The 14550-nt window shown below is 68.9% G+C and carries 4 protein-coding genes; all 4 read left to right on the top strand.

All coding sequences use genetic code 11. The features are described from left to right. Positions 1-4: 4 nt before the first annotated feature. The 4 genes from HG421_RS17660 to HG421_RS17650 are packed head-to-tail and all read left to right on the top strand — an operon-like array spanning position 5 to position 14521. Entirely contained in the window at positions 5-3709 is a 3705-nt protein-coding gene (locus tag HG421_RS17660) for a bifunctional serine/threonine-protein kinase/formylglycine-generating enzyme family protein (RefSeq protein WP_169707495.1), read from the top strand. After that, on the top strand, positions 3706-4143 hold the full coding sequence (locus HG421_RS21550; RefSeq protein ID WP_323134500.1) for a hypothetical protein: 438 nt from the start codon (positions 3706-3708) through the stop codon (positions 4141-4143). The genes HG421_RS17660 and HG421_RS21550 overlap by 4 nt, the downstream gene beginning before the upstream one ends. Next, on the top strand, positions 4140-5822 hold the full coding sequence (locus HG421_RS17655) for a ShlB/FhaC/HecB family hemolysin secretion/activation protein (protein ID WP_169707494.1): 1683 nt from the start codon (positions 4140-4142) through the stop codon (positions 5820-5822). Before HG421_RS21550 ends, HG421_RS17655 begins: the two co-directional genes overlap by 4 nt. 11 nt (positions 5823-5833) lie before the next feature. Further along, the gene (locus HG421_RS17650; RefSeq protein ID WP_169707493.1) at positions 5834-14521 is read left to right on the top strand and encodes a beta strand repeat-containing protein; all 8688 of its coding nucleotides are present in this window, start codon (positions 5834-5836) and stop codon (positions 14519-14521) included. The last annotated feature ends 29 nt before the right edge of the window (positions 14522-14550 follow it).

Below are 14550 nucleotides of genomic sequence, written 5' to 3'. Positions count from 1 at the left end.
ACGCATGCACCAAGACACCGCCACCGTGACCGAACTGGTCACCGCCATGCGCCGCGGCGCGCTGGACCTGGAGGCCGTGCTGGCCGCGCTGGGCAGGCGCGCGGCGGTGCCGGACGCCGAATACCGCGATGGCGTGGAAACGCTGTGGCAGCTGCAGCGCCAGCAGCTGCTGGACGATGCCACCGTCACCACCCTGGTGAGCCGGCTGGATGCCTTGCGCACCGCCGCCGCTCTCACCGCCGCAGCGCCGCAATCGACCCCGCTCCCAGCCACGCCGATCGACGACGACGCCACCGTGGTGATGCCGCGCCGCGATGCCGTGCGCGTGCTCGACGACGACATCACCCGCGTGCAACCGGCGCAGCCGCTGCCCGGCGATGCGCCCAGCCTCACCAGCCTGGGGCTGGGCACGCAGACCGGCCTGGGCACCCGGACCGGCACTGGTACCGGAACTGGCACCGGCACGGCCGGCACCGCCAGCCTGTCCAGCTGGCAGCAACTGGCCGATGCGGCCGGCGGCGATCACGCCAGCGTCGGCAGCCTGCTCAAGGGCCGCTTCCTGCTGGAACGCGAACTCGGGCGCGGTGGCATGGGCGTGGTGTATCTGGCCCGCGACGAACGCAAGGTGGAAGCGCGCGACCGCGACCCGTGGCTGGCGGTGAAGGTGCTCAGCGACGAATTCCGCCGCCATCCCGATGCGCTGGTGGCGCTGCAACGCGAAGCGCGCCGCTCGCAGAAGCTGGCGCACGACAACATCGTGCGCGTGTACGACTTCGACAAGGACCGCACCCTGGTCTTCATGACCATGGAGTACATCGACGGCTGCGACCTGAAGACCCTGATCCGCGAGCAGGCCTACAACGGCATGCCGCTCAGGCAGGCCTGGCCGCTGATCGACGGCATGGGCCGCGCGCTGATCCGCGCGCATGCGGCCGGCGTGGTGCATTCGGACTTCAAGCCCGGCAATGTCATGGTCACCCGCGAGAACGTGGCCAAGGTGTTCGACTTCGGCATCGCACGCGCCGGCAAACATGCCGCCGACGTCGCCGGCGAGCAGACCGTGTTCGACGCCGCCACGCTCGGCGCGCTGACCCCGGCCTATGCCAGCCTGGAAATGATCCGCGGCCAGGCGCCCACACCGGCCGACGATCTGTACGCGCTGGGCTGCGTCTGTTTCGAGCTGCTCACCGGCAAGCATCCGTTCGACAAGCTCAGTGCCGAGGTGGCCCTGCGCGAAGGCCGCCGCCCACCGCCGGTGCCCGGCCTGACCCGGCGCCAGTACGCCACGCTGTGCGCGGCGGTGGCGTTCCCGGCCAGCCATCGCCTGAAGCGGGTGGAGCAGTTGCTCGATGGCCTGCGCCAGGTCCCACTGCGCGAACGCGCGCTGCCGTTGCTCGGCTACGGCGCCGCCGCACTGGCGGTAGTGGGCACGGGCGGCTGGGGCATCCACCGCTATCTGCATCAGCAGCACCTGGCCGAGGTGATCGCCCGCTTCGGCGCGCAGGACCGGCAGCGTTATCGCGACGAAACCCAGGCCATGCAGGCGCTGTCCAGCCTGGAGCCGGACGACCGCCGCCGCCTGCTCACCGACCGCAGCGACTTGATCGAGGATTTCCTGCTGCGTCGCCTGGATGCATTGTGGAATCCGGGCAACGGCCGCGACGACTATCGCGGCGCATTGCAGGTGTTCGCGTTGCGCGACCGGCTGCGGCTGTACTCGCCGTCGCTGGATGCGCGCCGCCAGACCATGGAACGCGAGAAGAACGAACGCCTCAACGCGCTCGACACCGCGCTCAATCGCCAGCTCGACGCCGGGCTGCTGTTCCGCAACCAACCCGACAACGCACTGGCCACGCTGGACCAGGTGCGCCGCATCGATCCGCAGAGCAGCCTGCTGCGCCATTCGGCGCTGGAGGTGCGGCTGGACGAGGCCATCGCGCAGGCGGTGGCTGCCGGGCAACTGGCCACCGCGCGGACAGAGGTAGAGCAGGCGCGTGCAGCGTTTCCGGAGTCGTTGCGGCTGCAGTTGCGCAGCGCCGAGGTCGGCGTCGCCGAGCAGCAAGCCAAACGCACGCCAGTGGCCGCCGCGCCGCGCGATGCGGACAGCGCACGCAAGGCGCTGGCGGCCGACCTGGCCAACCCCAGTCCCGACCCGGCCTGGCGCGCGCGCGTCGACGCCGAGCTGGCGGCACTGCCGGCCGCCGAGCGCAGCAGCCAGGGCACCGCGCTGGCCGAGGCCATCAGCGCGGCGGTCGCCGCACAAAGCGACCCCGCACAGCTGGCCGGCGCACAGGCGCTGGTGGCGTTCGGCCTGGGCCTGGCCCCGCAATCGGCCAGCCTGCTGGCCCAGCGCACGCGCCTGCAGACCCTCGAACAACAGCTCGAACAAGCGCTGGCACGCGAGAGTGCCGAGGCCGAACTGGAGGCGCGGGTCGAATCGCTGCGCCGCGCCGCCGCCGCCAACGACCTGGGCAAGACCCGCGATGCGTTGGCGCGTATCCGCACGCTGCAGCCGGACCATCCGCTGCTGCGCAGCGAAGGCCCGCAGCTGCTCTCGCAGGTGTATCGCAACACCGCCGACGATGCGTTCGCACAGGCGCGCTACGCACAGGCCGCCGATCTGCTGGCGCAAGGCGTGCAGACGCTGGGCCAGCGCGCCGAACTGCGCAGCGCGCAAACCCGCTATGCGGTGGTGGCCGCAGTGATGACCGCCGCCACGCTGCCGGCCAGCGAACGTCAGCAACTGGGCCAGCGCCTGCAGGCGCTGTATCGCAGCGATGCCACGGCCATGGCGCAGCTGGAAGCGCAGATGAAGGCCGCCGGGCAATTGCCCGAAGGCTCGCTCTCGGCGCGCCTGCAACGTGCACCGGTGGGCGATGCGCCAGCATCGGACAGCGTGCCGGCCGGCAGCGCCACCGATGCAAGCACATCCACCTCAACAACGAAGCCGGCGCGCGGTAAAGCCACTGCCATGCCCGTCAATACGCCTACCGGCGCAGCGCGCGGTACCACGCCCACGGCCAACGCGCCGGCCGGCCTGGACGAGGAGGACAGCCTGCCGCCGGTGCCCAACGGGCCCGACCCCTGCGGCGGCGCCGGCCTGCCGGGCCGAGGCGCGGCCTGTTTCGACACCCTGGGCGACACCCGTGGGCCGATGCTGGTGGTGGTGCCCGGGCTCGATGGCGGCCAGCCCTATGCCTTGTCGCGCGGCGAGGTGGCGGTGGCCGATTTCAATCTGTTCTGCCAGGCCACCGGCCGCTGCACCGCGCAGGCCGCCAGCACCCCCGAGCTGGCGCGCGCGCCGGTGCGCAACATCAGCCTGAGCCAGGCCCGCGCCTACCTGCGCTGGCTGACCATCGGCAGCGGCGGCTGGCGCTACCGTCTGCCCAGCGATGCCGAATGGCTGCATGCCGCGCAGGCCGGGGCCAACTGGCGTCAGGCCGAAGACAGCAACTGCGTGCCGCCCAATGCCAATGCCGCCGACGCCGTACGCGCACCGGTGTCCGCACGCGGGCGCGATGCCAATCCCTGGGGCCTGATCAACCTCACCGGCAATGTCTGGGAATGGGTCTCCAGCGGCGCCGGCGTCCAGGCGCGCGGCGGCAGTTTCGCCAGCTACTGGTCCGATTGCACCGTGCAGGCCAGCCGTGGCGACAACGGCTCGGCGCAGCCGGACGTGGGTTTTCGCGTGCTGCGGGAACTGCCATGAGCCACGGCACCCCGGCCCATCCGGCCAACGCGCAACTCCAGGCCCTGGCCCAGGCGCACCAGCACGGCCAGCTCGACCGCGCGCAATACCGCGCGCGCCGCCGCAGCGTGCTGGAGGCCGCGCGCCAGGCGCAGGGCGCCACCTTGCGCAACACCCAGTCGCCGCCGGGACAGCGCTCCAGCTCGCCGCCGCAGCCTAATCGGTTCAGTCAACCACGCGGGCGCGCCCGGGCAATTGTCGTAACAGTGACTCTCGTCGCACTAATGTTGCTAACATTCCATAAATGTACGTCGGGGTTCGACCGACGTTCAGTCAGGGGCGAGCGCAACCACACCGAACGTCATGCGGGTCTGCATCAGGCCGCATGCGCTGCCGGGCCCGTCGGGCATGCGCGACAACGGATGTTTTTAGGGGTAAGTGACGTATGCGTATGACGTGTCTGGCCGCGGCGGTGTCGGCGTGCCTGCTGCTGGCCGTTCCCGCGTGGGCGCAAGCCCAGGATGGCGCGACTGCCTCCGCTACCACCGACGGTGCCGCCCTGCCGGCCATGAAGGACCGTGGCGATGCCGCAGCCACCTTGCCGGTGCGCGGCTTTCGCGTGCGCGATGTCGGCAACTATCCCGACGCCGGCATCGACCCGGCACGCATCCAGGCCGTGGCCGATGCCGCCTTTGCCACGCTGGCGCAGGGCCAGCCGGAAGTGGCGTTGCGCTTCGACCAGCTGCAGGCGGTGGCCGACACCATCACCCAGGCCTATCGCACCGCCGGCTTCATCGTCAGCACCGCCTACCTGCCGGCGCAGACCCCGGGCGCCGACCGCATCATCGAGATCCGCATGCTCGAGGGGCGCATCGGCCAGATCACCGTGCAGGGCGCGGCGCGCTACCGCGGCAACGCGCTGTCTGCGCCGCTGCGCCAGTTGCAGGGCCGCCCGCTGCGCAAGCAGGACGTGGACACCGCGCTGCTGTATGCGCGCGATCTGCCCGGGGTGTCGTTGTCCTCGGTGCTGCAACCTGGCCAGAACGCCGGCGAGACCGATGTGGTGCTGGTCGCCAGCGAAGCCGCCCGCCCGTACGTGATCAGCCTGGGCGGCAACAACTACGGCACCGAACTCACCGGCCGCTATCGCGCCCAGGCCGGCATCACCTGGAACAGCCCGCTCGGGCTGGGCGATGTGTTCGCCGCCAACTACGCCTATTCGCTGTCGCCGCGGCAGAGCCAGATCGGCGCGTTGTCGTATGCGGTGCCGGTGGGGCAGGTGTCGGGCCTGAGCGCGGTGGTCGGCGCCAGCCGCAGCGAGCTGGAAGTCCGCAACGGCGTGTTCGCCCGGCTTGGGCTCCGCGGCCCGACCTCGGTGGTGTATGCCGGTGCCGACTGGAAATTCATCAACCAGGATCTGCTGCAGCTGCAGGGTTCGGCGCGGTATCTGCGGGAAACATCGCGGCTGGAAGCGGCCGGCCTGAACTTGTCCGACCAATCCTTCGACGTGGCCGAACTCGGCGCCTCGCTGCGCCGCACCGACCTGCGCTGGCGCGGAGTGGACCTGTTGCAGCTCAGCGTGCGCCAGGCCCTGCGCGATGGCTCGGCCGAGCCGGATCTGGTCACCCCCGACCGCGACAGCCATTTCACCCTGACGCGGCTGTCCTATACCCGCCTGCAATATCTCAGCCGCACCCAGCGGCTGTATTTCAAGTTCAGCGGCCAATACAGCGACGACACGCTGGCGCCGCTGGAGCAGTTCGCCGTCGGCGGGCCGGACAGCGTGCGCGCCTATCCGGTGTCCGACGCACTGGGCGACCGCGGGTACTACACCGCGCTGGAGTACCACGTCGATGCGCCGGGCTTTGCCGATGTCGCCTCGCCGTTCAACGGCCGCCCGTGGCGCGAGCTGCTGGAGCTGGACGTGTTCGCCGACCACGCCCGCGTGTATGCGGCCAATGGCGTGGCCGCGCCAGCGACCTTCGACGCCGCCGGTGTGGGCATCACCTTCCGCCTGCCGCAGTACGCCAATTTCGAATGGCGCCTCACCGCCGCCCTGCCGACCGGGAGCCGCAACGCCTCCGACGGACGCGACGACGCCCGCATCTACACGCGTTTCGGCTTCACTTTCTGAGGAATCTGCGCATGCACGCCACCCACACCGCCGTCACCGCAGCAGGCCGTTGCCCCCGTGCGTTGCCGCCGCGTGCGCCGCTGGCGCTTGCGCTGGCCGCCGCGCTCACGCTCAGCGCACCGGCCGCCGCGCAGGTCGCCAGCACCCAGCTGCCGACCGGGGGCAGCATCGCCGGTGGCACCGGCACCATCCAGGCGCCCAGCGGCGCCACCCAGGTGATCACCCAGACCTCGAACCGGATGGCGCTGACCTGGTCGTCCTTCGACGTCGGCTCGGCGGCGACGGTGCGCTTCGATCAGCCTTCCACGAGCGCGGCGGTGCTCAACCTGATCGGCGGCAGCGCGCCCAGCCAGATCTTCGGCAACCTCAGTTCCAACGGGCAGGTGTTCCTGATCAACAGCCGCGGCGTGCTGTTCGGCGACACCGCGCAGGTCAATGTCGGCGGGCTGGTGGCCAGCAGCCTGGGCACCAGCGCGGCCAACTTCATGAATAGTACCGACGCGCTCGATGCCGGCGGTTCCACCGCTCCGGTCATCAACAGCGGCACCATCACCGCCGCGGCCGGCTCGGTCAACCTGATCGGTGGTCAGGTGGTCAACAATGGCACCATCACCGCCACCGCGGGCAACATCACCCTGGCAGGCGCCGACCGTGCCACGCTCACGTTTGAATCCGGCGGTTTCGGCGTCATCATCACCCGCGCATTGCAATCGCAGCTCGCCACGCTGGCCGTGCAGAACACCGGCAGCCTGATCGCGCCCGGCGGCACCATCAGCTTGCAGGCCCGTGCCGCCAGCGGGGTGTTCAGTGAGCTGATCAACAACAGCGGCATCATCAGTGCCGCCTCGCTGTCCGATGCCGGAAGCGACGGCAATGTCTCGTTGATCGCCAATGGCGCCACCGGCACCTCCATCGGTGGCAGCGGCAGCATCGATGTCGATACCGGCTCGATCAGCTACTCCACCGAGGGCAGCGTGCAACAAACCGGCGTGCTGACCGCCGCCAGACTGGATGCCACGACCGGCAATGATCTCCTGCTCACCGGCAGCAACCAGATGGACACCATCGGCGCAACGGTCGGCCGCAACTTGAGCGTGACCAACGCGCGCGACCTCGCTCAGACCAACGCACTCGATGTGGACGGAACCAGCACCTTCGCGCTGGCCGCCAATACGCTCACCCTGGACAACGCGGGCAATGACTTCACCGGCGCGGTCACCATCACCGCTGGCGCCACCAGCATCAACGATGGCAATGCGCTGATGCTGGGGACGCTGTCCACCGGCAACCTCACCGCCACGAGCAATGGCGCGCTCAATCTGGGCAGCGGTAGTGTGACCGGCACGCTGGCTGCCACCAGCAACAACGGGGCGATCAGCCAGTCCACGGTGAGCGGTCTGACTGTGACCGGCACCAGCAACCTGCAGGCCGGCACCGGCGGCATCACGCTGGCTACCGGCAGCAATGATTTCCAGCAGGCAGTCACGCTGACCGGCGGCACCACCAGCATCACCGACAGCAACGCGCTGACGCTGGGGACGCTGTCCACCGGCAACCTCACTGCCACCAGCACGGGCGACTTGAACCTCGGGACCGGCACGGTGGGCGGTGTCCTGACTGCCATCAGCAACGGCGGGACCATCACCCAGGCCGACGTGTTGAACGTCACCGGTACCGGCACCATCAATGCCGTCGGCGGCGCCATTGCATTAGGCAACAACGGCAACGACTTCACCGGCGCCCTCAGCCTCACCGGCGGCAGCATCAACCTGCACGACCGCAACGATCTCAGCATCACTGCGTTGACCAACGGCCCCAACGGCGCGGTGGAGCTGTTCTCCAATGCCACCCTCAGCCTGTCCCCTTTCGCGATCGACACCGGCACCGCCTTGCTGTATCTGGCTTCCAACGGCGGTGCGCTGAGTACGGCCGGCAACCTCCGTGGCGGCACCGTGAGCTTGCGCGCGCGTGACGGCGTCGCCATCGGTCACGACATCGATGCCACGTCGCTGAACCTGACCACCGGCAATGCCGCGGTGAACCAGAGCGCGGGCAGCGTGGTGGTGGCCACCACCACCACCGCCAACACCGATGGCGGCGCGCTCGCCCTGACCGGGGCGGGCAATAATTTTTCCGGCGTGCTGAATCTCTCCGCCGGCAACGTGCAACTCAACGATGTCGACGGGATTTCCCTGGGGACGTTGAACACCGGTGCGCTGACCGTCAACAGCAACGGTGCCTTGAACCTGGGCAGAGGCACCATCAACGGCGCATTGACCGCCAACAGCGGCGGTGGGGCGATCACCCAGACCAATCCACTGACCGTGACCGGCGCCAGCACGCTGAATGCCGGCAGCGGCACCATCACCCTGGACAACGCCGGCAACGATTTCCAGGCGGCTGTCGGCCTCACCGGCAACGGCATCACCCTGCGCGACGCCAACGCCCTGACCGTGGGCGCGCTGACCACCACCGGGACCGCTGCCGTCCAGGTGCTGGCGGGCGGTGCGCTCACGCTGCCCGCGCAGGCGATCGACACCGGCACCGGGGATCTCAGCCTGATCTCGCTTGGCGGTGCGCTGACCACCGCGGGCACGCTGGCGGGCAACAACGTGGCGCTGCGCGCCAGCGGCGCCCTGAACCTGGCGCACGCGATCCAGGCACGCGGCACGCTCGGGCTGACCAGCGACACGGCAGCGATCACCCAGACCGCCGGTCTGCTCGATGTGACCGGGGCCACGACCGCCTCGGCGGCGGCAGGCGTCGGCGCAATCACCTTGAACGGCACCAACAACGACTTCCAGGGTGCGCTGTCGCTCACCGGCGGCACCGTGCTGATCAACGACCGCAACGCGCTCGACCTCGGCAGTCTCGACACCAGCACCCTCACCGTCGCCAGCCACGGCAACCTGGACCTGGGGCAGGGAACGATCGGTGGCCGCCTGACCGCTTCCAGCAACGGCGGCACGATCGGGCAGAGCGGCGCACTGACCCTGACCGGTGCGGCCACGCTGGACGCGGGCAGCGGCGCCATTGCGCTGAGCAACAGCGACAACGATTTCCAGGATGCGCTGGCATTGACCGGCACCGGTATCTCGGTCCACGACCGCAACGCGCTGCGCATCGGTGCACTGAGCGCCGCAGCCGGCGGCGATGTCGCCCTCACTGCCGGTGGCGGACTGTCGCTGCCCGCGCAGGCGATCGACATCGGCAGCGGCAATCTGAGCCTGACCGCCGAGGGCGGGCTGCTCGGCACCAGCGGCGGGCTGAGCGCCAACCAGATCCGTCTGCGCGGTGGCAGCGGGTTGACCCTGGCGCATGACGTCACTGCCGCCGACAGCCTGACCCTGACCACCAACAACACGGCCATTACCCAGACCGCCGGTGCGGTCACCGCCGGCGCGCTTGCCACGGTCGATGCCGGCACCGGCGCCATTGCGCTGGCCGGCAGCGGCAACGACTTCGTGGCGCAGCTGGCATTGACCGGCAGCGGCATCGCCGTCTACGACAGCAACGACCTGTCCATCGCCTCGCTGAGCAGCGGCAGCAACAGCCCGGTCACGCTGACCGCAGGCCGCGCGCTCAGCCTGCCGATGCAGGCGATCGATACCGGCAGTGCGGACCTTCGCCTGAGCTCGGAGAGCGGCACCCTGCTGACCAACGGCGTGCTGAGCGGGCGCAATGTCAGCCTCGATGCAGGCGCCGGCATGGTGCTGCGGCACGACGTCAACGCCAGCGGCAACCTGCGGCTGACCACCGACGATGCATCGATTGCCCAGCAGAGCGGCAGGGCCGATGTCGACGGCACCACCGAGATCATCGCCGGCAGCGGCGATGTATCGCTGACCAGCCCGTCCAATGTGTTCAGCGACACGGTATCGGTGAGCGGCGACCAGGTGCAGATCGATGCGCTCGGCGCGTTGCGTTTCGGCAGCTTCGCCACCACTACGCTGGCCGCGCGCAGCGGCGGCGCACTGAACCTGGGGCAGGGCAGCACCACCGGCACGCTGATCGCCCGCAGCGGCAGTGGCGGCATCACCCAGACCGGTGCAGTCACAGCCGGCGGCGCATCCACCATGGATGCCGGCAGTAGTGCAATCACGCTGAATGACGCCAACAACGATTTTCAGGGCGCCGTCGGCGTGACCGGCAACGGCATCACCGTGACCGACCGCAACACCTTGTCGGTGTCATCGATCACCGGCAACAGCAATGGCGATATCGCGTTGACCGCGCAGGCGCTCGATCTCCCGGCATCGGCGATCTCCGCCGGCACCGGCACGCTCAGCCTGACCGCCACCGGCAGCGCCCTCAGCACGGGCGGCAACCTCAGCGGCAGCAACGTCGTCTTGGATGCACGCGACGGGCTGACGCTGGCACACGACATCACCACCGGCAACTTGACCCTGCGCACTACCAATACCGCGATCAACCAGACCGCCGGCCAACTCACGGTTGGTGGTCTCACTGACGCAAACGCCGGCACCGCCAACATTGCACTGACCGGCAACAACGACTTCCAGAACGCGGTGACGCTGACAGGCGGCGCTATACAACTCAATGACCCCAACGCGCTGACACTGGGCACGCTCAACACCGGCGCACTCACTGTCACCAGCAATGGCGCATTGAACCTGGGCCAGGGCACGGTCGATGGTGCGCTCAACGCCAACAGCACCAGCGACGGCATCGTCCAGACCGGCGCACTCAACATCACCGGCACCAGCACGCTCAACGCCGGCAGTGGTGCCATCACGCTGGACAGTACGAACAACGATTTTGCCGGTGCGCTCACCCTGACTGCCGGAACGGCCCGGATCGTGGATGCCAACGCGCTCACCCTGGATCAGGTTGCCGTCGGCGCACTCGACGTCAGAAGCAGTGGCCTGTTGAATCTGGGCGCGGGCAATGCAGGGAGCCTGTCGGCCGCCAGCAACGGTGGTGCCATCGGGCAGGCTGGCGCACTCGTCATCGCCGGCGACAGCGTGATCGACGCCGGCGCTGGCGCGGTCACGTTGAACGAGAGCGGCAACGATTTTGGCGGTGGGCTTGCAGTGACCGCGGGTACGGTGCAGCTGCGCGATGTCAACGCACTGTCGCTGGCAACCTCGCGCGTGGATGCCATCGCGGCGGTTGCTGGTGGCGACATCACCCAGACGGGCGTGTTGTCGGCATCCGGCAACGCCTCTTTCGATGCCGGTGTGGGCGCCATCGCATTGGTGGCACCGGGCAACGACTTCGGTGGACCCGTTTCGCTGCGTGGCGGCGCGGTGGGGATTGCCGACACCAATGCATTGACGCTGGGACGACTGGATGTCACCACGCTGGATGCGACCAGTCATGGTGACCTGAATCTGGGCTTTGGCGTCATCGCTGGCACGTTGTCGGCGAGCAGCGACGGCGGTGCGATAAGACAGGGCGGCTCGCTCCGTGTCCTTGGTGACGCCGCGCTCAATGCGGGCTCGGGTACCATCACATTGGGTGCTCCATCCATCGAGCTGGCGGGTAAGGTTGATCTCAGCGCGGCAGTGGCGCAGATTGATAGCGCCGCGTCCCTGACCCTGGGAGTGCTCGACGTCGGAGAGCTCAACGTCTGGAGCCTGGATGCACTCAATCTTGGACAAGGCCGTATCGGCACACTGACGGCTCGCAGCGCTCTCGGCGCCATTTCGCAAACGGGTCCACTTGAGGTGTCCGGCAGTAGCCGCATCGCGTCCAGTGCCAATGACGTTCGTCTAGATAATGTCAACAACGATTTCGTTGGCGCGCTTTCGGTTTTCGGAAAAGACGTGACGTTGATCGACCGCAATGCGCTAATGCTGGGTCAAGTGGACGCGCAGCAGCTCACTGTGACCAGCACAGGTCCACTCAACCTTGGATGGGGCTGGGTGAGCGGCGCCTTGCGTGCAACCAGTAATGGCGGCGCAATCGATCAAATCGTCGCCATCGGGGTGGGTGGCGCCAGTGTGATCGATGCAGGTACCGGAACAATTACGCTCGCAGATCGGTTCAACGACTTCATAGGCGGAGTCAGTCTTTTCGGTGGCGCAAGCCGGATCGCTGACAACAACGCGCTGACGCTGGATACCTTCGCGGTAACCAGCTTGAGCGCAACCAGCAATGCAACGCCCCTGGATTGGGCTACCAGGGAGACACTCACCTTCGGAAGTGGTCGTGTCGATGGTGCATTGACGGCCATCAGCAGCGGCGGCGCCATCGTGCAACGCGGTGCGCTCAGCGTGGGCGGCGTCACTACCCTCGATGCTGCCAGCACCAACAGCTTCGTTGCCACTGCGGGCAGCATCACCCTGACCGGCAACAATGCATTCGCAGGCGCGGTAAGCCTCACCGGCGGCGCAACCCAGCTCAATGCAGGCTCCGCGCTCACCGTGGGCGCGGTCAACACCGGCGCACTCACTGTCACCAGCAACGGCGCATTGAATCTTGGTCAGGGCACGGTGGACGGCGCGCTGATCGCCAACAGCGCCAGTGGCGCCATCACTCAGGCCGGCGCACTCAACGTCAGTGGCACCAGCACGCTCACCGCCGGCAGCAGCGCAATCACGCTGAATGACGCCGACAACGATTTCTCCGGTGCCGTGACCGCGGCAGGTTCCGGCATCGTGCTGGTGGACCGCAACGACCTGCAGGTTGCATCCGTGCAGAGCGGCGGCAACGCCTCGGTGTCGCTGGATGCCGGCGGCGCCCTGCAGCTGCCAGCCAGTGCGATCGATGTCGGGACCGGTGCGCTGAGCCTCATTGCACGCGGCGGTACGCTGACCACCACGCACGCCTTGCGCGGCGGCGATGTGCAGCTCAGCGGTGCCAACGGGATTACGCTGGGCGAGGGCATCAGCGCCAGCGGCACGCTGCGCCTGCGCAGTACCAACGCAGCCATCACCCAGAATGCAGGCACGTTGCAGGTGGCTGGCAACAGCGTGGTGGATGCCGGCAGCGGCGCGATCACGCTGGACGCGGCGGGCAACGATTTCCAGGGGCTGCTGGCGCTGACCGGCGGCGCCATGCGGGTGCGCGATGCCAATGCGCTCACCCTGGACGCGCTCGACACCGGCGCACTGAATGTCGCCAGCAACGGTGCATTGAATCTGGGTTTTGGCCTGGTCGATGGCGATCTGGATGCCGCCAGCAACGGCGGTGCGGTGACACAGACCGCTGCGCTGACCGTGACCGGCGCCACCCGCATCAACAGCGCCGGCGCGACCATCGCGCTGGCCGATGCCGGCAACGATTTCCAGTCGGCCCTCAGCCTGAGTGGTGGCGATACCCGTGTGCGTGATCGCAACGGGCTGACGCTGGGCACGCTGGACGTGGGCGCGCTGGACGTTGCCAGCGGCGCCGGCCTGAACCTGGGCCAGGGCCGCATCGGCGGCACGCTGGTGGCGCGTAGTGGCAGTAACGGGATCGGCAGCACCGGCAGGCTGACCGCGCAGGCGGTGGTGCGCCCGGCCGCAACCGGCGTAGACATCACCCAGCAGGGCGCGTTGACCATCGTCGTCAATAGCGTGCTCGACGCCGGCACCGGTGCCATCGTGCTCACCGATGCCGGCAACGATTTCCAGGGCAGCGTGCAGGCCAGCGGCGGCAGCATTGCCCTGGCCGATCGCAACGACCTGGCTGCCGCCGCGCAATCCGGTGGTGCGGTGGACCTGCAGGCCGGCGGACAGCTGTCCAGCAGTGGCGCGATCAGCGGCAGCAGCGTGACGCTGGGCAGCGGTGGCGCCATGCAGCTCGCACACGACATCACCAGTGCCGGCACGCTCAACCTGCGCAGCGGCGGTGCGATCACCCAGCGCGCCGGCAGCCTGCGCGCTGCGCAACTCAGCGGCAGTGCCGCCGGTGTGGCCACGCTGACAGGGGCCGGCAATGCCATCGGCACGCTGGGCGATTTCAGTGCGCAGGGCCTGGACGTGTTCAGCGCCACCACGCTGCAGGTCAGCGGGCGCGTGGATGGCGGCAGCCTGCTGCGGTTGGGCAGCGGTGGCGCCCTGTTGCTGGACGGCCAGCTCAACGGCGCCAGCACCTGGTTGCAGGCAGTGGCCGGTATCGGCCAGCGCGCCGGCAGCACGCTTACCGCCAACCTGCTCAGCGGCAACGCCGCCGGGCCAGTGGTGCTGGGCGATGCCGGCAGCTTCATCGACAACCGCGTGGTGCGCCTGGGCAATTTCACCGCCAGCAACGGCTTCAGCCTGACCAATGCCGGCGACCTCACCCTGGTGCTGTCCGACGGCAGCAGCTACAGCGTGGATGCCGGCGACAGCGCGCTGTTCCTGTCGGTGCGCGGTGACCTGGTGCAGGACGGCCGCGCCACGCTGCGCGATGGCATCGGCAGCTTCTCGGCCACCGGCCGCATCGGCACGCAAGACAATCCGCTGTACGTGATCGGCACCGGCACCCAGACGATCGGGTTGGTTGGCGCGCCGCCGGCCTATTTCAATGCCACCACCGCCGACGGCGGCCTGCTGGACCTGGGCGGTGGCTCCAGCTTCAACGTGCCGGCCTCCGCGTTCGCCGGCCGCGCGCAGAGTTCGGCCAGCCGCACCATCGCCTTTGTCGATCTGTCCGCGTCGGGCACGCCGTACCGCGCGTTCGGCCTGGTTCGCCCGGGGCTGCGCCTGCCCGACGACCAGCAGCCGGCCTGCGATGCCGGCGACCCGGATGCTGTCTGCACGCCCCAATGATCGCCTCGCCGCCGCCTCACCGCGGCGGC

The sequence above is a fragment of the Xanthomonas campestris pv. badrii genome (genome assembly GCF_012848175.1).
In the GTDB taxonomy this organism is placed as follows: Bacteria; Pseudomonadota; Gammaproteobacteria; order Xanthomonadales; family Xanthomonadaceae; genus Xanthomonas; species Xanthomonas campestris_C.
This window is presented reverse-complemented; position numbering and strand designations above follow the sequence as displayed.